General features: G+C 72.5%; 21 protein-coding genes. 15 read left to right on the top strand and 6 right to left on the bottom strand.

The window, feature by feature from the left end:
- The first annotated feature begins 37 nt into the window (after positions 1–37).
- From ACIPXC_RS16475 to ACIPXC_RS16415, 13 genes are all read left to right on the top strand, one after another.
- Positions 38–778: a type 1 glutamine amidotransferase domain-containing protein gene (locus tag ACIPXC_RS16475; RefSeq protein WP_401618012.1), complete on the top strand. Its 741-nt coding sequence runs from the start codon at positions 38–40 to the stop codon at positions 776–778.
- Positions 779–848: 70 nt separating this feature from the next.
- Positions 849–2,333 (top strand): aldehyde dehydrogenase family protein, encoded by a 1,485-nt coding sequence (locus tag ACIPXC_RS16470; RefSeq protein WP_400740913.1) that lies wholly within the window; start codon positions 849–851, stop codon positions 2,331–2,333.
- Between the two features lie 31 nt (positions 2,334–2,364).
- Positions 2,365–2,979, top strand: a complete 615-nt coding sequence (locus ACIPXC_RS16465) for an NADPH-dependent F420 reductase (protein ID WP_401618009.1) — start codon at positions 2,365–2,367, stop codon at positions 2,977–2,979.
- Complete coding sequence (locus ACIPXC_RS16460) at positions 2,976–3,488, top strand: (2Fe-2S)-binding protein (RefSeq protein WP_401618285.1); 513 nt, start codon at positions 2,976–2,978, stop codon at positions 3,486–3,488. Before ACIPXC_RS16465 ends, ACIPXC_RS16460 begins: the two co-directional genes overlap by 4 nt.
- 5 nt (positions 3,489–3,493) lie before the next feature.
- Positions 3,494–5,899: a xanthine dehydrogenase family protein molybdopterin-binding subunit gene (locus ACIPXC_RS16455; RefSeq protein ID WP_401618006.1), complete on the top strand. Its 2,406-nt coding sequence runs from the start codon at positions 3,494–3,496 to the stop codon at positions 5,897–5,899.
- Positions 5,896–6,729 carry an FAD binding domain-containing protein gene (locus tag ACIPXC_RS16450; protein ID WP_401618003.1) on the top strand — a complete coding sequence of 278 codons (834 nt, stop codon included), beginning with the start codon at positions 5,896–5,898 and terminating at the stop codon, positions 6,727–6,729. The genes ACIPXC_RS16455 and ACIPXC_RS16450 overlap by 4 nt, the downstream gene beginning before the upstream one ends.
- Before the next feature lie 90 nt (positions 6,730–6,819).
- Positions 6,820–8,040, top strand: coding sequence for an MFS transporter (locus tag ACIPXC_RS16445; protein ID WP_401618001.1), 1,221 nt, complete (start codon positions 6,820–6,822; stop codon positions 8,038–8,040).
- Positions 8,037–9,566, top strand: a complete 1,530-nt coding sequence (locus ACIPXC_RS16440; protein WP_401617998.1) for an ATP-binding protein — start codon at positions 8,037–8,039, stop codon at positions 9,564–9,566. The genes ACIPXC_RS16445 and ACIPXC_RS16440 overlap by 4 nt, the downstream gene beginning before the upstream one ends.
- 12 nt (positions 9,567–9,578) lie before the next feature.
- Complete coding sequence (locus tag ACIPXC_RS16435) at positions 9,579–9,920, top strand: nuclear transport factor 2 family protein (protein ID WP_401617994.1); 342 nt, start codon at positions 9,579–9,581, stop codon at positions 9,918–9,920.
- Positions 9,921–10,023: 103 nt separating this feature from the next.
- Complete coding sequence (locus ACIPXC_RS16430) at positions 10,024–10,668, top strand: TMEM175 family protein (RefSeq protein WP_401617991.1); 645 nt, start codon at positions 10,024–10,026, stop codon at positions 10,666–10,668.
- 73 nt (positions 10,669–10,741) lie between these two features.
- Positions 10,742–12,058: an IS701 family transposase gene (locus tag ACIPXC_RS16425; protein WP_401617988.1), complete on the top strand. Its 1,317-nt coding sequence runs from the start codon at positions 10,742–10,744 to the stop codon at positions 12,056–12,058.
- Entirely contained in the window at positions 12,058–13,236 is a 1,179-nt protein-coding gene (locus tag ACIPXC_RS16420; protein ID WP_401617985.1) for an XdhC family protein, read from the top strand. The genes ACIPXC_RS16425 and ACIPXC_RS16420 overlap by 1 nt, the downstream gene beginning before the upstream one ends.
- Positions 13,237–13,552: 316 nt before the next feature.
- Entirely contained in the window at positions 13,553–14,995 is a 1,443-nt protein-coding gene (locus ACIPXC_RS16415; RefSeq protein ID WP_401617982.1) for a GuaB1 family IMP dehydrogenase-related protein, read from the top strand.
- A 123-nt stretch (positions 14,996–15,118) separates the two neighbouring features.
- Here the strand turns inward: ACIPXC_RS16415 and ACIPXC_RS16410 are convergent, their stop codons facing one another.
- The 6 genes from ACIPXC_RS16410 to ACIPXC_RS16385 all read right to left on the bottom strand — a co-directional run bounded on the left by ACIPXC_RS16410 (position 15,119) and on the right by ACIPXC_RS16385 (position 21,693).
- On the bottom strand, positions 15,119–16,366 hold the full coding sequence (locus ACIPXC_RS16410) for a sensor histidine kinase (RefSeq protein WP_401617979.1): 1,248 nt from the start codon (positions 16,364–16,366) through the stop codon (positions 15,119–15,121).
- Entirely contained in the window at positions 16,363–18,093 is a 1,731-nt protein-coding gene (locus ACIPXC_RS16405; protein WP_401617976.1) for a cation acetate symporter, read from the bottom strand. Before ACIPXC_RS16405 ends, ACIPXC_RS16410 begins: the two co-directional genes overlap by 4 nt.
- A 95-nt stretch (positions 18,094–18,188) precedes the next feature.
- Positions 18,189–18,464, bottom strand: a complete 276-nt coding sequence (locus ACIPXC_RS16400) for a hypothetical protein (protein WP_401617973.1) — start codon at positions 18,462–18,464, stop codon at positions 18,189–18,191.
- A 227-nt stretch (positions 18,465–18,691) separates the two neighbouring features.
- Complete coding sequence (locus ACIPXC_RS16395) at positions 18,692–19,516, bottom strand: LytR/AlgR family response regulator transcription factor (RefSeq protein ID WP_401617970.1); 825 nt, start codon at positions 19,514–19,516, stop codon at positions 18,692–18,694.
- Between the two features lie 126 nt (positions 19,517–19,642).
- Positions 19,643–20,599 carry an SCO0930 family lipoprotein gene (locus ACIPXC_RS16390; RefSeq protein WP_401617967.1) on the bottom strand — a complete coding sequence of 319 codons (957 nt, stop codon included), beginning with the start codon at positions 20,597–20,599 and terminating at the stop codon, positions 19,643–19,645.
- A gap of 116 nt (positions 20,600–20,715) precedes the next feature.
- Complete coding sequence (locus ACIPXC_RS16385) at positions 20,716–21,693, bottom strand: GDSL-type esterase/lipase family protein (protein WP_401618282.1); 978 nt, start codon at positions 21,691–21,693, stop codon at positions 20,716–20,718.
- A gap of 688 nt (positions 21,694–22,381) precedes the next feature.
- On the opposite strand from ACIPXC_RS16385, the gene ACIPXC_RS16380 reads away from it, so the two are divergent.
- A complete protein-coding gene (locus ACIPXC_RS16380) occupies positions 22,382–23,872 on the top strand; it encodes an amino acid permease (RefSeq protein ID WP_401617964.1) in 1,491 nt (496 codons plus the stop codon).
- Between the two features lie 10 nt (positions 23,873–23,882).
- Positions 23,883–24,338 (top strand): Lrp/AsnC family transcriptional regulator, encoded by a 456-nt coding sequence (locus ACIPXC_RS16375; RefSeq protein WP_030027017.1) that lies wholly within the window; start codon positions 23,883–23,885, stop codon positions 24,336–24,338.
- Positions 24,339–24,428: the final 90 nt, after the last annotated feature.

Below are 24,428 nucleotides of genomic sequence, written 5' to 3'. Positions count from 1 at the left end.
GTTGAATCGGCAGCGCATCCAGACCAAGGAGAGAATCATGAAGATTCTCGTCGTCATGACGGCCAAGGCGACCCTGCACCTGCTGGACGGTGAACAGCATCCCTCGGGATTCTGGGCAGAGGAATTCGTCGTTCCCTTCTCGCTCTTCAAGGCGGCCGGTCACGACGTGGACGTGGCGACGATCGGTGGCCGCGCCCCCACGGTCGACCTGACGAGCATCGACCCCCAGTTCCTCCAGTGGGTCCGGCCCCAGGGTTCCCCCGACGAGGACGCGGCCAACGCCGCCGAGTACGTCCGGGTCATCGAGAACACCCCCCAGCTGAAGGCGCCCCTGGCCCTGGAGTCCCTCACCGAGAAGGACGTCTCCGACTACGACGGCGTCTACGTCAGCGGCGGCCACGGCGCGATCGGCGACCTGCCCAAGTCCGACGAACTCGCCCAGATCCTGCGCTGGGTCATCGCCCAGGACAAGCCCCTCGCCACCGTCTGCCACGGCCACACCTCGCTGCTCGCGCTGCGCGACGGCGAAGGCCGCTGGCCGTTCGAGGGCTACCGGATGACGGCCTTCTCCCACGACGAGGAACTGGTCACCAACATGGCCGGCCGGCTCCCCCTGATCCTGGAGGTCGAGCTCACCCGGCTCGGCGCCCGCTACGAGAAGGCCGACGCGATCTGGGACTCGCACGTCGTCGTCGACCGCAAGCTGACGACCGGCCAGAACCCGTACTCCTCAAAGGCCCTCGCGGAGACGTTCTTGAGCCAGCTCGCGAAGGGCTAGGGGGTGTCCGGCGGATCAGGGCCGGACACCCTCTCCCCGCCCGCCCCGCAACCGACACCGGAAGGCAGCCATGACCAAGCGTGAGCTGAGCGGCCCGCCCCTCGCCAACCCCGGGAAACTGTTCATCGGCGGCTCATGGGTACCGGCCCGGGACGGACGCACCGAGCCGGACGTCAGCCCCGTGGACGGACAGGAGATCGTCCCGGTGGCCCAGGCCGCCGCGGCCGACGCGGACGCGGCCGTGGCCGCCGCCCGCACGGCGTACGAGGAAGGGCCCTGGAGCAGACTGTCCGCCCAGGAGCGGGCGCTGCGGCTGAACCGGGTCGGTGAGCTCATCGAGCGCGACCTGGAGGAGATCGCCCTGCTGGAGACCGTGGACATGGGCAAGCCGTTCGCGTTCTCCAGCACGGTCGACGCCCCCATGGCAGCCCAGCTCATGCACTACTACGCCGGGGCCGTGACCCGCGTCGACGGCTCCTCCCGCGCCCCGGCCGGCGGGCAGCTCGCCTACACCCTGCGCGAACCGCTGGGCGTGGTCTGCGCGATCACCCCGTTCAACTTCCCGCTGCTGCTGTCGATGACGAAGATCGCACCGGCGCTGGCGGCGGGCAACACGGTCGTCCACAAACCCTCCCCGGCCACCCCGCTCACCGCGCTGAAGATCGCCGAGCTCTTCCAGGAGGCGGAGATCCCCGACGGGGTGCTCAACGTGGTCACCGGCCCCGGCGTGGAGCTGGGCGAGACCCTCACCGACCACCCCGGCATCGACAAGATCGCCTTCACCGGTTCCACCGTGGTCGGCCAGTCGATCATCCGCCGGGCGGCCGGCACCCTGAAGAAGGTGACGATGGAACTCGGCGGCAAGTCCGCCAACATCGTCTTCGCCGACGCCGACCTCGACGCCGCCGAGGAACTCGCCTTCTTCGGCATCTACTACAACAAGGGCGAGATCTGCACTGCCGGATCCCGGCTGCTGCTCCAGCGCCCCATCCACGACGAGCTGGTCGAACGCCTCGTACGCCGGGCCGCCGCCCTCAAGCCCGGCGACCCGCGCGATCCGGCCACCCTCTTCGGGCCCCTGGCCCACCGGGGCCAGTTCGACAAGGTCAGCTCCTACATCGAGATCGGCGAGAAGGAGGGCGCGGTCCTGCGGACCGGCGGCACCGGCTGGACCCCCGAGGGGGCCTCCGCCGAGGGCCTCTACTTCCTCCCGACCGTCTTCACCGGCGTCGACAACGGGATGCGCATCGCCCAGGAGGAGATCTTCGGCCCGGTCCTGTCGATCATCCCCTTCGACACCGAGGAGGACGCCGTACGCATCGCCAACGACAGCGCGTACGGCCTCGCCGCCGGCGTCCACACCAAGGACCTGCGCCGCGCCCACCGCGTCGCCTCCCAGATCAAGGCCGGCACGGTCTGGGTCAACTGCTACAACCAGTACGACCCCGCGGTGCCCTACGGCGGCTACAAGGCCTCCGGCTTCGGCCGCGAGTGCGGACCCGAATCCCTGGAGAGCTACACCCAGACCAAGTCGGTCTGGATCGGCATGGACTGACAGCGGCGGACCCCCTTCCCGAGGAGCGGCAATGCGGACAGGCATCATCGGCACCGGGCGGATCGGCACGGTCCTCGCACGGATCCTCGTGGCGGCGGGCCATCAGGTGGTCCTCGCGGGCGCCCGGGGCCCGCAGGCCCTTGGCCCGCTCGTGGCCGAGCTGGGACCGGCGGCCTCGGCGGCGCACCCCGCCGAGGCCGCCGCCCAGGCCGAACTCCTGGTGCTGATGGTGCCCTTCGAACGCGTCCGGGGACTGCTCCCGCCGCGCGTCGTGCAGGACAAGGTGCTGGTGGACGCGACGAACGCGTTCGGCGGCCCCGGCGCCCCCGCCGACCTCGGCGGGCGCGCCTCCAGCGACCTGGTCGCCGAGTGGTACCCCGAGGCCCGGGTCGTGAAATCACTGAACACCATGCATTTCGAAACCCTCGCCGTCGCGGGAACCGCCCCCGGAGAGCGCCTGGCGCATTTCACCGCGGGCGACGACGCGAAAGCGAAGGAAATCGTCGCCGGAATCATCACAGATCTCGGATTCGCCGCGGTCGACACCGGTCCGCTGCACTCCGGTGGAATTCTCCAACAGCCCGGCGGGCCCCTCTTCAACCGGCCCCTCACGGAAGCGCAGGCGCTGGCATGGATATCACGCTGAACGTGAACGGAAGACCCGAGCGGTTCTCGGCGCCGCCGAACGAACTGCTCGTGGAACGGCTCCGCGACGGCCTCGGCCTGACCGGCACCAAGGTCGGCTGCGACACCGGCCAGTGCGGCTCCTGCGTGGTCCGCCTCGACGGCCGTTCCGTCAAGAGCTGCCTGGTCCTCACCGCCTCCGCCGCCGGCGGCGAGGTCGCCACCATCGAAGGCGTCACCACCCGCGGCGGGGAGTTGTCCGCCCTCCAGGAGGCCCTGCGCCAGGAACACGGCACGCAGTGCGGCTTCTGCACCCCCGGCATGGTCATGGCCCTCGGCGAACTCGTCGACGCCACCGCCGACGGCCCGGCCCCCACCGAGCCCGAGATCCGCGAGTGGCTCACCGGCAACCTGTGCCGCTGCACCGGCTACCACAGCGTCGTACGGGGAGTGCAGCGCGCCTGCGCGGCCGGCCGCGACGAGGTGCCCGCCGGCTCCGCCGCATCCACCGCAGCCGCACCGGAGGTGTGAGGGACATGACCACAGTGACGGGGGACGCCCCGGCCGACCGGGGCGGCGTGCTCGGGCAGCCGCTGGACAGCCGCGAGGATCCGCAGCTGCTGCGCGGCGAGGCCACGTACGTGGCGGACATCGACCTGCCCGGCACCGCGCACATGGCCATCCTGGGCAGCCCGGTGGCGCACGCGAGCATCCTGTCCATCGAGACCAAGGCCGCCGAGCAGCTGCCCGGCGTGCTCAAGGTGGTCACCGCGGCCGACTTCACCGACGTCATGCCGCTGCCCTGCATCTGGGTCCCCGGCGGCGTCGAGAGCCACTTCCCGCCGCACCCCTACGGGCTTCCCGGCGCCCGCCCGGTCCTCACCGGCGACACCGTCCGCCACGTCGGCGACCCCGTCGCCGCGGTCGTCGCCGAGACCCCGCGGCAGGCCGCCGCGGCACTGGCCGCCATCGCCGTCGAGTACGAGCCGCTGCCCGTCGTCACCCGCGCCGACGAGGCCCTCGCCGACGGCGCGCCCCAGCTCCACGAGGCCGTCCCGGGCAACCTCAACGCGTACTGGACCTGCGGCGACAAGGACCGCACCGACGCGGCCATCGCCGCCGCCGAGGTCACCGTCGAGCTCGACCTGGTCAACCAGCGCACCATCAACAGCCCCATCGAACCGCGCGGCGCGGTGGGCGACTACGACCCGGCCACCGGCGAGTACACCCTCTACGCCTCCACCCAGGGCCCGCACAACCACCGCTTCCTGCTCTCCGCCCTGGTCCTCGGCATCCCCTTCAACAAGCTCCGGGTGATCGCCCCGACCGTCGGCGGCAGCTTCGGCACCAAGGGCTACCTGTACCCCGACATGCCCCTGGTCCTGCTGCTCTCCAAGGCGCTCGGCCGGCCCGTGAAATGGGTGGACACCCGTACCGGGCTGATGAACTCCACCGTCCAGGGCCGCGACCACCGCCAGCACGTCACCCTCGCCGGCACCCGCGACGGCCGCATCACCGCGGTGCGCTGCACCAGCCACGCCAACCTCGGCGCGTATCCCTCGACGATCGGCCCCGGCGTCGCCACCGCCCTGATGGGCCGCTCCATCAGCGGCATGTACGACATCGACGCCGCCTTCTGCGAGGTGTACGCCGCCTTCACCAACACCGTGCCCCTCGGGGCGCAGCGCGGCAGCGGACGCGCCGAGGCCGCCTTCCTCATGGAGCGGCTCGTCGACCGGTACGCCTCCGAGATCGGCATGGACCCGGCGGCGGTGCGGCGCAGGAACCTGGTGCCGAAGGAGAAGTTCCCCTACGACAACGGTCTCGGCTGGACCTACGACTCCGGGGACTACCGGCTGAACTTCGACAAGGCCGTCGAACTGTCCGGCTACGCCGACATGCCCGCCCGGAAGGCGCAGGCCCGCGCCCGCGGCAAACGCCTCGGCGTCGGCATCGCCACCTACGTCGCGGTCTGCGGCGTCGGCCCCTCCACCCGGATGTCGCAGGAGGGCATGCTCGGCGGCACCTGGGAGAGCGCCAACATCCGCGTCCACCCCACCGGCGAGGTCACCGTCACCGTCGGCTCCGCCTCCACCGGCCAGAGCCACGGCACCGTCTTCGCGCAGGTCGTCGCGGAGGAGCTCGGCATCGACCCCGCGACCGTCCAGGTCCACGAGGGCGACACGCAGAAGGCCCCCTACGGACAGGGCACCTACGGCTCCCGCTCCTACAGCATGGCCGCGCCCGCCGTGGCCCTCACCGCCCGCAAGCTCAAGGCCAAACTGGTCCGGGCCGGCGCTGTCTTCCTGGGCGTGCCCGAGGACAGAGTCGTCTACAAGGGCGGGGGCGTCCACGAGGAGGGCAACCCGGAGAACGCCAAGACCCTCGCCGAACTGGCCATGGCCATGTGGTACGGCTGGGGACTGCCCCCGGAGATCGAGCCGGCGCTGGACGAGACCACCCACTTCGATCCGCCGGACTTCAACTACCCCTTCGGCACGCACGTCGCCGTTGTCGAGATCGACGAACTGACCGGCGAGACCGAGGTGGTCGCCTACACCGCGGTCGACGACGCCGGCAACATCGGCAACCCGAAGATCGTCCAGGGGCAGATCGAGGGCAGCATCGTGCACGGCCTGGGCCAGGCCCTCATGGAGGCCGCCGAGTACGACGAGAACGGCCGGCTGCTCAGCTCCGACCTCGGCCACTACGCCCTGCCGCGCGCGGCCGACGTGCCCTTCTTCGCGCTCGACAGGACCGTCACGCCCAGCCCGCACAACCCGCTCGGAGCCAAGGGAGCGGGCGAGATCGCCACCGTCCCGCCCGCCGCGGCCGTGGTCAACGCCGTCGTCGACGCCCTCTGCGACCTGGGCGTCCGGCACATCGACATGCCGCTCACCCCCGAGAAGGTCTGGCGCCGCCTGAGAGGGGAATCCCAGTGATCCTCACCGAGTTCGACTACGCCCGCCCCGCCGGCCTCGACGAGGCGCTCGCCCTGCTGGCGGGGACCCGCGGCGCCCGGGTGCTGGCCGGCGGCCAGAGCCTGCTGCCCGACCTGCGTGCCGGAACCGACGACGCCCGCCTGCTCGTCGACATCCGGCGGCTGGCCGAGCTGCGCGGCACCACCCGCACCCCGGACGGACGCCTGCTGCGCGTCGGGGCCCTCACCACGCTCGCCGACCTGGCAGCCGACCCGCTGGTACTCGCCGGAGCACCCGAACTGGCCGCCGCGGCCCGCTCCAACGGCGACCCTCAGGTCCGCAACCTCGGCACGGTCGGCGGCAACCTGGCCGCCGCCGGGCGGCCCACCGACCTGCCGGTCGCCGCCGTCGCCGCCGACGCCGTCGTCGAACTGGCCGGGCCGGGCGGCCGCCGCACCACCCTCCCGGCCGAGGAGTTCGCCGCCGCCGGCGCCCCCGCCGGCGAGCTCCTCACGGCCCTGCTCGTGCCCGCAGCCGGACCGGCCGCGGCCTTCGAGAAGTCCGCCGACCGCGCCACCCGCTACCCGGTCTGCGCCACCGCCGTACGGATCACCCCCGACGGGCCGCGCATCGCCGTCACCGGCGCCACCCCCCGGCCCCTGCGCCTGCGCGGGGTCGAGGACCGGCTGCGCGGGGGCCCGTACGACACGGAAGCCGTACTCGCCGCGTTCCGCGCCGAACCCCGGGAGCTGTTCGTCCCCGGGCGCGGCACCTCGGCCGAGTACCTCGGCCATCTCGCGGGGGTCCTCACCGCCCGAGCACTGCAGAGGGCCGAGCGGGCCCTCGCCTGACCGACCGACCACGGGCCCCGCCCGGGGCCCATCACGGGGGAGTTGAGTGAAGCAGTGGCCGAACCGTCCCGAACGACCACGGAGGTGTCCGTGCACCCAGCCGCCCGCGCGGCCGGCGCGCCCAGAGGCTCCGGCTTCTGGGTGGTGGGCGCCGTCCTGGTGCTGCTGATGCTCTCCTCCTCCGTGCCGTCCGCCCTCTACGTGCTCTACCAGCAGAAGTGGGGCCTGTCCTCCGGCACGATCACGGTGGTCTTCGCCCTGTACGCCGTCACCGTGCTGGCCGGGCTCCTGCTCTTCGGCTCCCTCTCCGACACCCTGGGCCGGCGCCCGGTCCTGGGCGCCGGACTGGTCCTGGCGATCGTCTCGATGGCCCTGTTCGCCGGGGCCCAGGGGCTCGGACTGCTCCTCGCCGCCCGCGCCGTGCAGGGGCTCGCCGTGGGCCTCGCCACCGGTGCGATGGGCGCGGCCCTGCTGGAACTGGGCCCCGCCTCGCGCCCGGCGCTGGGAGCCCAGGTCAACAGCGCCGGACCGACCATCGGGATCGGGCTCGGCGGGATCGGTGCCGGACTGCTCGTCCAGTACGCGCCCGCCCCGACCGTCCTCAGCTATCTGCTGCTCATCGGGGCCTTCGCGGTCACTTTGGTGGGAGTCGTCCGCATGCCGGAGAGCGCTCCCGGCGCCGGCGGCCGGCTGCGGGTGGTCCCGCACCGGATCCACGTACCGGCGGGCGCCCGGGGCCGCTTCCTGGTCCTCGTCCTGACCATCGTCGCCGTCTGGTCCGTGGGCGGCTTCTACCTCTCGCTCGGCCCGCACCTGGCGCTGTCCCTGCTCCGGTCCACGAACTACCTCGTCGGCGGGGCCACGGTCGCGCTGCTCGCCGGCGCCGCCACCGTCGCCCAGCTGATGCTCGGCCGCACCGCGGCGCTGCGGACCGCCGTGCTCGGGCTGCTCGGCATGCTCACCGGACTCGGGACGGTGCTGCTCGCGCTGGGCCTCGGTTCGGCCCCCGTGTTCCTGGTGGCCACGGCCGTCCTCGGCAGCGGCTGGGGAGCCGCCTTCCTCGGTGCCTTCCGGGCGCTGAGCGCACTGGCGCAGCCGGCGCACCGTGGTGAACTGACCGCCGCCGTATACGTCTTCGCGTACCTCGCGATGAGCGTTCCGGCCGTGCTCGCCGGGATGCTCACCAACATCCACGGGCTGCACCGGACCTCGGTGGGCTTCATGGCCGCCGTCGCCGCGGTGTGCGCGGTGGCCCTGCTGGCCACCGTACGGATGGCCGCCCGCACCAGACTCGAGAGGAGCGCCGCATGAAGCCGCCGGAGCTGCGCTCCGCCCTGCGGGCGCTGGAGGTCTTCGCGGGGATCACCGAGGAGCAGCTGGACTGGCTGGTGTCGGTGTCCCGGCCGCGGGTCCTCGCCGACGGGGAGGTGCTCTTCCGGGACGGGGAGGAGGCCACCGGTTTCCACGTACTGCTCTCGGGAGGGCTCGTCGTCACCAAGGTCGTCGACGGCCGCGAGGAGGTGCTCACCCGGCACTCCACCGAGGAGGAGGGTGCCGCGGCCGAGGACCACGACGGCAAGCCCCCGGCCGCCCACCGCTTCACCGGCGAGCTGCCGCTGCTGACGGACGGCGCGTACGTGGCCACCGCCGCCGCGAGTGGGCCGTCGACCACGGTCGTGGCCTATCCCAAGGCGGTCTTCTTCGAGATGCTCACGCGCTGCCACGGGGTGGCCGCCGTGCTGATCCCCGTCCTGGCCTGGCGCATCAAGTCCTCCGAGGTCCAGGCCCGCAAACGCGCCACCGTGGAGGCGCTGGGCACCCTCGCGGCGGGGCTCGCGCACGAGCTGAACAATCCGGCGGCGGCGGTCGCCCGGGCCGCGCAGGAACTGGCCCCCGCCCTGGAGCGGCTCACAGGGACGGCCCAGGACTGGGGCGCGGCCGCCACTCCCGCCGAGCGTGCGGTCCTCGACCGGGTCACCGGGGAGCTGGACGCGCTGCCACCGCCGGTCACCACCGACCCGCTGGCCCAGGCCGACGCCGAGGAGGAGATCGCCGACTGGGCGGAGGGGGCCGGCGCCGGACGGTCCGGTCTGCTCGGCTCGGGCGTCTCCGACCTCGGACTGGACCTGGGCTGGCTGCTGGAGCGGACGGAGAGCATCGGCAAGGAGGCCCTCGCCCGCGCCCTCGACCACCTGGCGGCGCTGCTGGAGATCCGCTCGCTCGCCGCCGAGCTGCGGGCGGCGGGCCCGAGGATCTCCCAACTCGTCTCCGCCACCCGGGATTACGCCAATCTCGACCGGGCGCCCGAGCAGCGCTTCGCGGTGACCGAGGGACTGGAGAACACGCTGGTCGTGCTGCGTGCCAAGCTCGAAGGCATCAGCATCGTGCGTGCGTACGAGCCGGACCTGCCCGAACTGACTGGCTATCCGAGCGAGTTGAACCAGGTGTGGACCAACCTCGTCGACAACGCCGTCGAGGCCATGGAGGGCGCCGGCGTGCTGACGCTGAGCGCCCGGGCCGAGGGCGTCTGCATGGTCGTGGAGGTCGCCGACACCGGCCGGGGCATCCCCGAGGAGTCCCTGCCGCGGATCTTCGAGCCCTTCTACACGACCAAGGACGTGGGCAAGGGAACGGGCCTGGGGCTGCACCTCAGCTACCGCATCGTGACCCAGCGCCACCGCGGGTCGCTCACGGCCCGTTCACGTCCCGGCGAGACCCGGATGGTCGTGCGGCTGCCCTTTGCGGGCGGCGCCGAATCCTGCGCCCCACCTGCGCACACAACCGATACCGCACAGGAAACCGCGTCCGCGCGCACTCCGGGCGCCCCTCCCAGTTGAAACGGAGTCGACATGACCAAGTACGACATCTCCACGCTGCACCCGGTGTTCGTCCGTCAGATGGAGGCGCTGGCCGCCCTGGACATCGAGGCGGTGATGAAGAACTACACCGACGACGCGGTGCTGCTGCGCTTCGAGGGCGTCTCGGTGGGCATCGACGCGGTCCGTGAGACCTTCACCGGCTACCTCTCGGTGAAGCCCACGCTGGTGGAACTCCAGGAGTACATCGAGACCGAGGACACCATCTTCTACCGGGCGATCATGAACCTGAACGGTGAACCGGAGCACGCGTTCGGGACACTCGTGGTCCGCGATGGCCGAATCTGGCGCCAGACGGCCGGCTTCGGCGGCTGAGACCGGGAATCTGGGTAGCGTGTGCGGGGAGGGGCGGGAGAACGCTCTCTCCCCGTATGCGCGGCCCACGGGGCGCGCGTCGTGATAGGGCAAAGGGGAGGTCATGGAAAACGAAACCGGGCGGGTCGAGGCATTCAGCGACGGCGTATTCGCCATCATCATTACGATCCTCGTCCTGGAATTAAAGGTTCCGGAAGAAACCGGGTCCGAGTTCTGGCACGGCGTCCGCGAACAGTGGCCCCATTACGCCGCCTATGTGGTGAGCTTCCTCATCATCGGTGTGATGTGGGTGAACCACCACACCATCTTCAGTCACCTCAAGCGGATCGACCGTCCGCTGTTGTTCCTGAACCTCATGGTGCTGATGGTGGTCTCGGTGATCCCGTACACCACCAACGTGCTCGCCGAGCACCTCACCGAAGGCGGCTCCGCCAACCCGGCCGCCGTGCTCTACAGCCTCGTCACCGTGGCCTACGCCTCGGCGTTCCTGCTCTTCTGGTGGTACGTCACCCGGGTCGGGCACCTCTTCCACGAGCAGGTGGACAAGGACGGCGCACGGGCCACGCGGGTGCGTTTCGGCCTCGGCGCCATCGCCTACCCCTGCACGGTCGTCCTGGCCTTCTTCTCCGCACCGCTCACACTTGTCGCGCACTTCCTGATCGCGATCTACTATGCGGCGAACCAGATCCCCATCCCCCTCGTGGTAGAGGAAGAGCGGCTCGAATCTGCCAGCGACCTCAGGAAGTAGCCGCAGGGGCCTACGTCCGTTCTCCGCGGTCACGTAGGGTATTGGATCTAGCTGGTCGCGGGGGAGGCACCAGATGGCTCGCGCAGTCCTGCCGGAGGATTCCGTCAAGGAAGTCCCCGAATTGATCGATGTCATGATCTCTCTTCTCTTTGAGTCCTTACCCCGGCGGGACCAGCGAAACTGGGCCCGCGTTTATCTCAACGGCCTCGTGCGGACCAACGGGAAGAAAACAATCCGTAACATCGCCGGAACGGGAGCGAGTTCCGTCGAGCAGAGCCTGCAGCAGTTCATCAGCAAGTCCCCCTGGGACTGGACGCCCGTACGGCGCTCCCTCGCCCAGCACCTCGAACGCACCGCACAGCGCCCGCTGGCCTGGGTGCTCCAGCCCATGGTCATCGAGAAGGCCGGCGACCGCTCGGTCGGCGTCGGCCGGCAGTTCGTCCCCCAGCTCGGCCGCACCGCCAACTGCCAGCAGGCCAGCGGAATCTGGCTCGCCTCCAGCGACGCCAGCTTCCCGGTCGAATGGACCCTCACCCTCCCCGGGCCCTGGACCAGCGAACTCATGCGCCGCCGAAGGGCCGGCATCCCGGACACCGCCCGCTCCCTCACCCCCGCCCAGGACGCCGTACACGCCGTCCAGCGGATGGCCGCCACCTGGCAACTCCAGCGCCGGCCCGTGGTGATGGAGGTCGCCAACGGCGATCTGCCCCAGAGCATCGACTCGTTCGCCCTCCAGGACATCCCCTTCGTCTTCAAGGTGGACGGCTCGCTGCCCGTCTCCTTCGGCGGGGCGGGCCGCCACAAGCCCGGCCCGCACACCGCCCCCGCACGCGAACTCATCGACTCCCTGCGCTCCCAGCGCCGTGTCGTCGAATGGACCCGGCACGGCCGGGCCGAAGGAGCGGTGACCCTGCTGACCTCGGCCCCGGTCTTCGCCACCCCCTGCGAGGACCGCCCCGCGTCCGCCCCGCCCACCCCGCTGCTGCTGGTCGGGGCCTGGACCGAAGCGGCCCTGCTCCCCTCCGAGTTCTGGATCACCAACATAGGAGACCGGCCGCTCGCCCAGCTCTTCCTGCTCGCCAAACTCACCGACCGGGTCTCCCTCGACTTCACCGAGACCTGCGAACCGGTCGGCATCCGCGACTTCGAAGGCCGCTCCTTCCGCGGCTGGCACCACCACGCCACCCTGGCGAGCGTCGCCCACGCCGCGAAACTGCTCTCCGCACGCCCCCACGCCCGCGACCCGTACCCCGGCCCCGCGCGCCCCGCCACCCTCGCCCGGCAGGCCACCGCCGCCCTGCCCCGGCCCGCCGCAGCGCGCCCGGCCACCCCGGCCGTGCTGCCGCCGCACCTGTCCGGACAGACCCCGCGCCGCGAATACATCCGCTGATGCTCGACATCGCCGCGGAGCTACGCGCGTGGTGCGCCGCGCGCCGGGAATTCGCGCTGGCCACCGTGGTCGCCGTCAGCGGCAGCGCGCCGCGCGGCCCCGGCGCCTCGCTCGCCGTCGACGACCGCGGCACCGCGCTCGGCTCCGTGTCCGGGGGCTGCGTGGAATCCGCCGTCCACGAACTCTGCCTCGACGCGATCGCCACCGGCCGGGGCGGCCTGCACCGCTTCGGCTACAGCGACGACGACGCCTTCGCCGTGGGCCTGACCTGCGGGGGAGTCCTCGACGTCCTGGTCACCCCGGTGCGCGGCCGCGACCCGGTACGGCCCGTCCTCGGCTCGGTCCTCGACGCCGCCGCGGACGGGTCCCGGGCCGCCCTCGCCCGCGTCGTCTCCGGTCCGCCGCGCCAGCTCGGCCGGGCCCTCGCCGTCCACGCCGACGGCTCCTACGAGGGCGGACTCGACGGCGGCGCCGCCCTCGACCGGGCCGCGGCCGTCCGGGCCCGCGCCCTGCTCCTCGCCGGACACACCGGCACCGCCGAACTCGGCACCGCCGGCGGGCTGTGCGGCGAGCCCCTGACCCTCCTCGTCGAATCCGCCGCCCAACCGCCCCGGCTGATCGTCTACGGGGCCATCGACTTCGCCGCAGCCCTGGCCCGGATCGGCGCCTTCCTCGGCCACCGGGTCACGGTGTGCGACGCCCGGCCCGTCTTCGCGACCCCGGCCCGCTTCCCCGACGCCGACGAGGTGGTCGTCGACTGGCCCCACCGCCATCTGGCCGCCGAGCGGGACGCGGGCCGGCTGGACTCCCGTACCGCCGTCTGCGTCCTCACCCACGACGCGAAGTTCGACGTACCGCTGCTGGAGCTGGCCCTGCGGCTGCCGCTCGGCTACGTCGGCGCCATGGGATCGCGGCGCACCCACGCCGAACGCGTCGGACGGCTGCGCGAGGAAGGGGTCACGGACGCCGCCCTGGCCCGGCTGCGTTCCCCCATCGGCCTCGACCTCGGCGGCGCCACCCCCGAGGAGACCGCACTGGCCATCGCCGCCGAGTTCACGGCCCTCCGGCACGGCGGCTCGGCCGCCCCCCTGACCGCCACCACCGGCCCCGTCCACCGCCGACCGGCCCCCGCACCCGCTCCCCGCGCCGGGGCCGCCCTCGGCCCGCCCCGCCCCTGACGCGCTCCACGACCCGGTGGACTCGGCGGACGAGTGGAGGGCCTGCCCGTCTTCGTGGCCCTGCTCCCCGTCCCCGGACGTCCCCGGACCGTCCCTGCCCTTCCGCTGTGGCCCGGACGGGTGCATCCTGCCCCGGGGGAGCGGTCCGCCGCACCCCTGCGGGACCAAGGTCCCGTAGGAAGACACCACACGGTCCGCGGTGCCTTGGACGATCGGCCCGGGCGGCATGAACCCCGGGTCGTGGGAGAATGAAGTACGTGCGTTTCCTCGGCTGCACCCTGTCGAGGCACCTCCGATTGACTGGGATGTTCAGCACGTGCGTTTCCTCAATGACCTGAAGCCGCCGTACGACCTCACGTACGACGATGTGTTCATGGTGCCGAGCCGCTCCGCGGTCGGTTCCCGCCAGGCCGTCGACCTCTCCTCGCCTGACGGGACCGGCACCACCATTCCCCTGGTCGTGGCGAACATGACCGCGATCGCAGGCCGCCGGATGGCCGAGACCGTCGCCCGCCGCGGCGGCATCGTCGTCATCCCGCAGGACATCCCGATCGAGGTCGTCACCGACGTCATCTCCTGGGTGAAGACCCGCCACCTCGTGCTCGACACCCCGATCACGCTGGCGCCCACCCAGACCGTCGCGGACGCACTGTCCCTGCTGCCCAAGCGCGCCCACGGCGCCGGTGTCGTCGTCGACGGCGAGGGCCGCCCGGTCGGCGTCGTCACCGAGCACGACCTGACCGGTGTCGACCGCTTCACCCAGCTCTCCGAGGTCATGTCGAAGGAGCTGCTGCTCATCGACGCCGACATCGACCCGCGCGAGGCCTTCAACCAGCTCGACGCCGGCCACCGCAAGCTGGCCCCGGCCGTCGACGAGGACGGCAGGCTCGTCGGCATCCTCACCCGCAAGGGCGCCCTGCGCGCGACCCTCTACACCCCGGCCACCGACGCGAACGGCAAGCTGCGCATCGCGGCCGCCATCGGCATCAACGGCGACTTCGTGGCCAAGGCCAAGCAGCTGCTCGACGCGGGCGTGGACACCCTCGTCATCGACACGGCGCACGGCCACCAGGAGTCGATGATCAACGCGATCAAGGCGGTCCGCGCCCTGGACCCGCAGGTCCCGATCGTGGCCGGCAACATCGTCGCCGCCGAGGGCGTCAAGGACCTCATCGACGCCGGCGCGGACATCATCAAGGTCGGTGTGGGCCCCGGCGCCATGTGCACCACCCGCATGATGACCGGCGTGGGCCGCCCGCAGTTCTCCGCGGTGCTGGAATGCGCGGCCGAGGCCAGGAAGTACGGCAAGCACGTCTGGGCCGACGGCGGCGTCCGCCACCCGCGCGACGTGGCGATGGCGCTGGCCGCCGGCGCCTCCAACGTCATGATCGGCTCCTGGTTCGCCGGTACGTACGAGTCCCCGGGCGACCTCCAGCAGTCCGCCGAGGGCCGCCTGTACAAGGAGTCCTTCGGCATGGCCTCCGCCCGCGCGGTGCAGAACCGCACGAGCGAGGAGTCGGCCTACGACCGCGCCCGCAAGGGCCTGTTCGAGGAGGGCATCTCCACCTCGCGCATGTTCCTCGACCCGGCCCGCCCGGGCGTAGAGGACCTGATCGACTCGATCATCGCGGGCGTCCGCTCCTCCTGCACCTACGCCGGTGCCGGCTCCCTCGCGGAGTTCGAGGAGAAGGCGGTGGTCGGCATCCAGTCCGCCGCCGGCTACGCCGAGGGAAAGCCGCTGCACGCCAGCTGGAGCTAGGAGCCGGCGCCTCCCGCAGCTCGCCTCGGCCCCCGGGCCCGTCCACCGCGGACGGGCCCGGGGGCCGAGGGCGTTCACAGGCCCCCGGCGGGTTCAGGCCCGGGGCGGGTTCACCGGGCGGCTTCAGGCCTGGGGCGGCAGAACCTGCCCCGACGGGGAACTGTGCACGCCCGCACGGTACTTGGGGATGCGCACCGTCACCTTCATGCCGGCGCCCACCCCCGTCTCCATCACCGGACCGTACGCGTCCCCGTACACCTGCCGGATCCGCTCGTCGACGTTGGGCAGCCCCACCCCCGACGAGGACCCCGCCCGCTCCCCGGCCAGGATCCGGCGCAGCAGCGCCGGATCCATCCCGACCCCGTTGTCCTCGACGGTGATCACCGCGTCGGGTCCCGCGTCCTGCGCCGTGATCGTGATCCGGCACTCCTCGGTGGAGTCCTCCAGCCCGTGCTTGACGGCGTTCTCCACCAGCGGCTGCAGACACAGGAACGGCAGCGCCACCGGCAGCACCTCCGGAGCCACCTGCAAGGTCACCTTCAGCCGGTCACCGAACCGGGCCCCCGCCAGCGCCAGATACTGCTGGATGGAACGCAACTCGTCGGCCAGCGTGGTGAATTCCCCGTGCCTGCGGAACGAGTACCGGGTGAAGTCCGCGAACTCCAGCAGCAGTTCCCGCGCACGCTCCGGGTCGGTCCGCACGAACGAGGCGATCGCCGCCAGCGAGTTGAAGATGAAATGCGGGGAGATCTGCGCCCGCAGCGCCTTGATCTCCGCCTCCATCAGCCGGGTGCGCGAGCGGTCCAGCTCCGACAGCTCCAACTGCACCGACACCCACCGCGCCAGCTCCGTCGCGGCCCGCACCAGCACCGCCGACTCCCGTGACCCGTACGCCACCAGCGCCCCCAGCACCCCGTCCTCGCCGGTCAGCGGGGCGAACACGGCCCACTTCAAAGGACAGTCGGGCCGCTGGCACTCGGTCCGCACGCTCTCGCTGCGCCCCGACTCCAGCATCACCGCCACCCGGGCCATCGCCCGGCGCTGGTGGTGGTCGGCCCCCGGACCGTCCCACGCCAGCACCGCCTCCCGGTCCGTCAGGCACAGCGCCTCCGTGCCCAGCAGCGACCGCAGCCGCCGGGCCGCCTTGCGGGCCGCGTCCTCGGTCAGCCCCGCCCGCAGCGGGGGAGCGGCCAGCGAAGCCGTGTGCAACGTGTGGAAGGTGGCCCGCTCCACCGGCGTCCCCAGATCCAGGCCCGCGAGGCGCTCGCCGCGGCGCGCGTGCCAGCGTCCCGCCGCCCAGCCCACGCCCAGCATCAGAGCCGCGCCCGCCACCGCCGGCACGGCGATCAGGACCTGTCCCGCCCCGGTCACCGCCGTCCCCCCGCCCGGTCCCCGGCCACGACCTCCGGCAGGTGCAGCCGGGCCAGCGTGGCCGCCGTACCGGCCGGGATCCGCGAGCGGGTGGCCAGCGACACCACCACCATCGTCAGGAACCCGAGCGGCACCGACCACGCCGCCGGCCAGGCCAGCATCGTGTGCGTCCAGCCCGCCGGAGCCAGCCCGGCCCGCGTCGCCAGTACCGCGCTCAGCGCCGCCCCGCCACCCGTGACCAGCCCCGCCACCGCACCCGGCGGCGTCAGCCTCCGCCACCAGATGCCCAGCACCAGCAGCGGGCAGAACGACGAGGCCGACACGGCGAACGCCAGCCCCACCGCATCCGCCACCGGCACCTGTGTGACCGCCATGCTCACCCCCAGCGGCACCAGGATCGCCGCCAGCGCCGCCCAGCGGAAACTGCGGGCCCCGCACTTCGGCAGCACGTCCTGGTGCAGCACCCCCGCCACCGCCATCGTCAGCCCCGACGCCGTCGACAGGAACGCCGCGAACGCGCCCCCGGCCAGCAGCGCCCCCAGCAGTTCCCCCAGCACGCCGCCCAGCATCCGCTCGGGCAGTACCAGCACCGCCGCGTCCGCGTCACCGGTCAGCGCCAGCTCCGGGGCGTAGATCCGGCCCAGCGCCCCGTACACCGGCGGCAGCAGGTAGAAGGCGCCGACCAGCCCCAGCACCACCAGCGTCGTGCGCCGCGCCGCCCGCCCGTTGGGGCTGGTGTAGAACCGCACTGCCACGTGCGGCAGCCCCATCGTCCCCAGGAACGTGGCCAGGATCAGCCCGTACGTGGCGTACAGCCGGTACTCCCGCAGTTCCCCGGACGGTGGTTCCGACCAGGTGCCCACCCCCGCACCCGGTTCCTTCCGCGCGTCCGGTACCGGCGTGTCCGGGGCGAACTCCAGCCGCGTGCGGGCCCGTACCGCGTGCTCGCCGACGGCCAGCACCAGCGGCTCCGCCGTATACGGGCGCCCGTCCACCTGCCCGGTCACCGTCACCGCGAGCGGCTCCTTCACCGACAGCCGCACGTCCTGCGCGAGCGTCACCGACGTGGCCTCGCGGAAGACCGCCGGGGCGTCGAAGGTCGCCCGCGGCGCGCCGTCCCCGGCCCACGCGGCGATCAGGAAGAACGCCGGGACCAGCAGGGCGGTGAGTTTGAGCCAGTACTGGAAGGCCTGCACGAAGGTGATGCTGCGCATCCCCCCGGCGGCCACCGCGACGCTGACCACGCAGGCCACGACCAGCCCGTCGGCCCAGTGCGGGGCCCCGGTGAGGATCTCCAGGGTCAGCCCGGCCCCCTGCAGTTGCGGCAGCAGGTACAGCCAGCCCACCCCGACCACGAACAGCACGGCGATCCGGCGCACCGTGCGGGACTCCAGCCGAGCCTCCGCGAAGTCGGGCAGCGTGTACGCGCCGGAGCGGCGCAGCGGGGCCGCGACCAGGGCCAGCAGCACCACGTACCCGGCGGTGTAGCCCACCGGGTACCAGAGCATCCCGGGCCCCTGGAGCAGCACCAGACCCGCCACCCCGAGGAACGACGCCGCCGAGAGGTACTCTCCGCTGATCGCCGCCGCGTTGAGCCCCGGCCCCACTGTGCGCGAGGCCACGTAGAAGTCCGAGGTGGTCCGCGATATCCGCAGGCCCAGTGCGCCGAGCAGGAGCGTGACCAGGACGACGACGGCGACCGCGGTCAGCGCGTACGTCTGGTTCACCGGGGCGGTCCTTCGGACGGGGAGGGGTGACCGGAGTCTACGCAGGCCCCCCACCGGGCGACAGGCGCGATTCGGACCCTGCCGGTCCGGCGCGCTCAGACGGTCGGGTCGCGGTGTTCGGCACAGTCGCGCAGGGCGATCTCCAGCTCCACGTACGACTCCTCCGCACGCCGGAAGGCCAGCTTCAGCGCCGCCTCCGCGCGCGGCGGGACCTGGTCGCGGGCGCCCTCGCAGGACTCGTAGAGGATGTCCGCCCAGCGGGCGGCCGCGCTGCGCAGCAGGGCGAGCAGCGCCTCGGCCTCGGCGGGCCCGGCCGGCTGCCTCCGCGGCAGCCCGCTCAGGGCGTCGACCAGCGCCTGGACCTCGGACATCTCGCTCCTCCCGCGCCGGGAAGATCCACGATACGCAGCGCCGACGGCGTCGGCGGGCCGTCCGCGCCACCGGTGCGGCAGGCGGCTCCCGCGGATCGCCGTACGCCCCTCCCGCTGCGGTGAACGGCATCCGCGCGCGCCCGGCGGTCGCCCGGCGGTCGCCCGATGGGGTCCGGCGGGGTCCGGCGGCGGTCGACGTGCCCGGCGGCGCCCGGCGGCGACCGGTTTCAGCCGGTCGCGTGCCGCATCAGCAGGTCCCGCAGCTCCCGCGCGTGCCTGCGGCTCACCTGGAGTTCCGCCGACCCGACCCGGACCGTGGTGGTGCCCGATTCCAGCCGGAGCTCGTCGATCCGGGCCAGCGCGACCAGATGGCGGCGGTGGATCCGTACGAATCCGCGTGCCGCCCACCGCTCCTCCAGCGTGGACAGCGGGATCCGCACGAGATGGCTGCCCTCGTCGGTGTGCAGGCGGGCGTAGTCGCCCTGCGCCTCGACGTGGGCGATGTCCGCGATCGCCACGAAGCGGGTGACGCCGCCCAGTTCGACGGCGATCTGCTCCGGGCCCCGGTCGGGCACGGCCGCCTCCGGGGCCGGCCGGGGCGCCGCCACCACGGCCGGCGGACCCACCGCCGGCGCGGCGGCCACCGGCACCTCCTCGGCCCGGCCCGACTGGACGCAGGCCCGCCGCACGGCCTCGGCCAGCCGCTCCGGGCGCACCGGTTTGAGCACGTAGTCCACGGCCTTCAGATCGAAGGCCTGTACGGCGAAACCCTCGTGGGCGGTGACGAAGACGATCAGCGGCGGCCGTGCGAACCCGGTCAGCAGCCGGGCGATGTCCAGTCCGGTCAGACCGGCCATGTGGATGTCGAGGAAGACCACGTCGATGCCGTCGGGCCCGTCGGGACCGGACTCCAGCGCCCGGGTGACCCGGCGCAGGGCCTCGGTGGCGTCCGAGGCGCCCTCGGCGCTGCGCACCCGGGGATCCGAGCGCAGCAGGTAGAGGAGTTCCTCCAGGAGCGGCTTCTCGTCGTCGACAGCGAGCACACGCAGCATGCGGCCGAGTCTATGACCTGACCGGCGTGCTCCGGAGGGCGGAGAACAGAGCGCGGCCCCTGCCCGGGGGGAGGTGGGGCAGGGGCCGCGCGGACCGTGGTGGGGGGTCGGGGGGGACCGGACCGGCTACTGGACGGTGATCAGCTTGCCGTCGGGGGAGACGGCGTACCAGGTGCCGCCCACGCCCTGCCCGTTGGTGTCACCGGGCTTCTTGTCGCCCGAGAAGGTGTAGACGGGCCAGCAGTCGACGGTCTGCTGCTGCTTGCCGTCCGGGCGGTCCATGACCCGGTAGTTCTTCTCCGTGATGCCCTTGGCGTTCGCCTTGTCCACCGGGGGCACGACCGGCCACTTGGTCAGGCAGTCGCCGACGCAGTTGGAGACCATCGGCCAGGCGGTGTCCTTCTTGAAGCGGTAGACGGTCATGCCCCTGCCGTCGACGATGTGCTCGCCGAGCTTCGGGTCCTTCGCCACGGACAGGCCGGGCGCCGGCTCCGCGGGGGCCGCCCCGCCCGGGGCGGGCGAGGCGGCGGCCGGGGGAGCCTCGTAGGGCGCGGCCTCGGCCTTGGCCGGGGCACCCTTCGCCGCCTTCTTGCCGTCCGGGCCGAAGGCGAACCACACCCCGCCGACGCCCTGCCCGTTGACGTCACCCGGCTTGGCGTCCTTGTTGAAGCGGTACGCGGGCCAGCCCGCCACCGTCAGCTGCTTCGTGCCGTCGCCGCGCACCACCTCGCCGAGCAGCGACGCGTCCATGCCCGCGGCGGCGGTGACGTCACCGGCCGCGACCACGGGCCAGGTCTTCGCGCAGTCGCCCTCGCAGTTCGACTTCGGCGGGTTGGCGGTGTCCTTGTCGAAGCGGTAGAGCGTCAGGCCCGCGCTGTCGGTCAGGACGGGGCCGGCCTTCTCGGTGGTGGAGACGGCCAGTTGTCCGCCGGGCTGGTTGCCCGGGCCGGCCGCCGCCGGGGCGGCGGCGCCGACGGGCTGGGCCGTGTCCGATGCCTTGTACTCCGACGGGCCGCAGGCGCTGGCCGCCAGGACGACGGCTACTGCGGCCGCGGCGAAGGTGGTTGCGCGCTTCATGCCCATGTTGATCTCTCCCACATCGTGTCTGTCGTGCCGTCGCCCCCAGCGGCGGCAACTGTGCACAGGACACGCCCCGGTGGTCGGGATCCGTTCACCGCGTCCGGTGTGGGCTGTTTCACTCACCCCGCGCCGAACCCGGTGCGCCGCAGGGCCGTGGCCACAGCGAGGCCGAGCGCCCGGTGTCCGGAGTCGTTGGGGTGCAGCCCGTCCGCGAGGTGCTCGGGTCCGAGCAGGTCGCGGCCCGGGAGGACGGCGAGCCGGTCGTCCCCGGCGGCGATCCGGTCCCCGGCGGCGCGCTCCATCGCGTCGCGCAGGGCGCCCAGGGTGGCGCCGAGCCTGTTCGGGGTGCGTTCGGCGTCGGGCCGCAGCACGGGGGAGACCAGCAGCAGGGGGGTCCGCGGGTGCCCCTGGCGGAGCAGTTCGAGGAAGGCGCGCGTGGTCTCGTACAGCAGGGGCGCCGAGAAGGGCACCCGGGACCAGCAGTTGGTGCCGAAGGCGAGGGTAAGGACGTCCGCCGGCAGGGTCGCGAGCTGTTCGGCGGTGGCCAGTTCGCCGCGCGCGGCGCCCGCGTAGCCGAGGTTGACGGTGTCCCAGCCGAGGGCCCGGCCGGCGACGGCCGGCCAGCCGTGGGCGGGGCGGGTGGACCACCAGCCCTCGGTGATCGAGTCGCCGTGCACCACCCAGCGCGGTGCCGGCGGCGCGGGCGTGAGGGCGCCGCCGATCCCGCGCAGGCCGAGTACGAGGGGTGACTGGTTCTCGGGCGGGTGGAGGGTGAAGGGACCGCGGAAGGGGCCGTCGCCGGCCCCGAGCCCGATGCGTACGACGGCCTCCGCGGCCGGTTCGGTGAACACCTCCGTGACCACTCCGTGGCGGTCCCACAGGGCGAAGCCGTGCGCGAGGTCGCGCAGGGAGTCCGTGGGGCCGGGCACGGTGGCCCGGTAGCGGATCTCGACGGCCCGCGCGGTCTCGGTGGTGAACTCCAGGCGTACCCCGATGGGCAGGGTGGCCCGCTCACCGGTGTCCCAGGGCAGCCGCATGGTGTCCGCCGGGTCGGCGCGCACCGGACGGCCCTTGTCCAGCCAGGCGACCCCGCGCAGGAAGGGCTGCGGGTCCTGCCACCCGCCCGGGACCTCGTCGCGGTCCCCGCCCCGCCGCTGTCCCGGCGCCGCCCCCCGCCCCCACCGGCCGGTGGGCTCCTGCCGCGGTCCGGGCCGGTCCTCGTCGTGCACCGGTGCGCTCACCCTTCGCCTCCGATCGTCGGATACGGGAACTGCCTGCCGGCCCGGCCGTCGCCCACGAGCGTGTTCCCCGTCACGTACGAGGACGGCGGCGGGGCGGGACGTGCGGGGCGGTCGCCCGGGGGTCCGGGCGGCCCCGGGGCCATCGCGTTCACCCGTACCCCGCGGCGTTCGCCCGTACCCCGCGCGGGCCCGGTTCCACCGCGGACCTCCGGATCCACGGCGGCACGCTGCGGCAGATCTGACGAAGTGTCAAGAAAGGATGCCGTCGGTGGGCTGCGCAGCGATCGATCATCCATACGCAACAAACAACTGTCAGTGACCGATCCGCGCAATGATCGTGCGCCAATGTGCAAGGATGGTCCATTACGGGCGGTATCACTCAGCTCGTAGGCTCACTCGCTGTACGTGGAGTGGCGCGGATCGCCTGCTCGGCGGTCCCCCTTGCCAGGCCCTTCCCCTCGTCGGGCCCTGTCCTGCTCCGGACCGTCGCGGTCGACGCCTCATCCCCGACCTCTGTCGATCCGCAGTGACAAGGAGTCCCCTCGTGCTCGACCACGGCCAGGCGCCACCGCTCGCTTCCGAGCCCCGCACGCCCGCCAACCCGCTGCTCCGCCGCAAGCCGGTCGAGCTGCTGGTCTCCGAAGGCGGCCAGGGTGAGGGCGGCGCGCTCAAGCGTTCGCTCACCATGTGGCAGCTGACCATGATCAGCATCGGCGCGACCCTGGGCACCGGCATCTTCGTCGTCCTCGGCGAGGCCACCCCGGTGGCCGGCCCGGCCGTCTTCATCGCCTTCATCATCGCGGGGCTCACCGCCCTGTTCTCGGCGCTCTCCTACGCCGAGCTCGCGGGCTCGATCCCGGTCTCGGGCTCCTCGTACTCCTACGCCTACGCCACCATGGGCGAGCTCATAGCCTGGGTCTGCGGCTGGTGCCTGATCCTGGAGTACGGCGTCTCGGTCGCGGCCGTCGCCGTCGGCTGGGGCCAGTACCTCAACGAGCTGCTCGACGGCACGCTCGGCCTCACCATCCCCGAGGGCTTCTCCGCCCCGCTGGGCGAGGGCGGCTACATCAACCTTCCCGCGCTCGTCGTGGTGCTCCTGTGCATGGTCTTCCTGCTCCGCGGCGCCAAGGAGAGCGCCCGGATCAACACGATCATGGTCGTCGTCAAGATCGTGACGCTGGCGCTGTTCATCGTCATCGGCTTCATGGGCATCAAGGCCGGCAACTACACCCCGCTGGCCCCGCTCGGCGTCACCGCCATCAGCGCCGCCGCCTCCATGCTCTTCTTCTCCTACATCGGCTTCGACGCGGCCTCCACCGCCGGTGAGGAAGCCAAGAACCCGAAGAGGGACCTGCCCCGCGCGATCATGCTCTCGCTGCTGATCGTCACCGCGATCTACTGCCTCGTCGCGCTGGTCGCCGTCGGCGCCATGCCGTGGCAGGAGTTCGAGGGCAGCGAGGCCGCCCTGGCCCAGATCATGGAGAACGTCACCGGCCACTCCTTCTGGAGCGTCATCCTGGCCGCCGGTGCGGTCGTCGCCATCGCCAGCGTCGTCTTCGCCGTGCTCTACGGCCAGACCCGCATCCTCTTCGCCATGTCCCGCGACGGCCTGATGCCGAAGGCCTTCGCCAAGGTCGACGAGAAGACCGGCACCCCGAAGGTCAACACGATCATCGTCTGCCTCTTCTGCGGACTGCTCGCCGCGTTCATCCCGCTGGGCGAGCTGGCCAACGCCACCAGCATCGGCACGCTGTTCGCCTTCGGCCTGGTCAACGTGGCCGTCGTCATCCTCCGCCGCACCCGCCCCGACATGCCCCGCACCTTCAAGGTCGCCCTCTTCCCGGTCACCCCGATCCTGGGCTTCCTCTTCTGCGGGTACCTCATGATCGAGCTGCCGATGGCCACGTGGCTGTGCTTCGGTGGCTGGATGGCGGCCGGGCTCGTGATCTACTTCTTCTACGGCATGCGCCGCTCCAGCCTGGCCACCGTGGCCGCCGTGGCCGCCTCGGCCGCGGAGGTCGCTGAACAGAAGTGATTCACCCCCCGTGCGACTGAACGATCTCGACGAACGCATCGTGCACGCCCTCGCCGAGGACGCCCGCCGCTCCTACGCGGACATCGGCTCCGAGGTCGGGCTCTCCGCCCCCGCCGTGAAGCGGCGCGTGGACCGGCTGCGCGCCGAAGGCGCCATCACCGGATTCACCGTCCGCGTCGACCCGGCCGCCATGGGCTGGGAGACCGAGGGCTTCATCGAGATCTACTGTCGCCACAACACCTCGCCGGACGACATCCGGCGAGGACTGGAGAGATACCCCGAGGTGGTGTCCGCGTCGACCGTCACCGGCGACGCGGACGCCCTCGTCCAGATCTTCGCCTCCGACATGCGCCACTTCGAGCGGGTTCTGGAACGCATCGCGGGCGAGCCCTTCGTCGAACGCACGAAGTCCGTCCTCGTCCTGTCCCCGCTGCTGCGCCGCTTCACCTCCGGCGCCCCGGCCTAGGGCCTGTATTGAGTTGCCCCGCGGCGTCGCGACGCCCGGCACGCACCCTCGGCGCACGAGCCGAATGTCCTAGTAGCTCCGCTACGAGGA

Origin of the sequence: Streptomyces sp. NPDC090021 (assembly GCF_044748225.1) — a bacterium.
Taxonomy (GTDB): Bacteria; Actinomycetota; Actinomycetes; order Streptomycetales; family Streptomycetaceae; genus Streptomyces.
The sequence above is the reverse complement of the archived record's forward strand: the minus strand, read 5'-3'. Positions and strand labels throughout refer to the sequence as shown.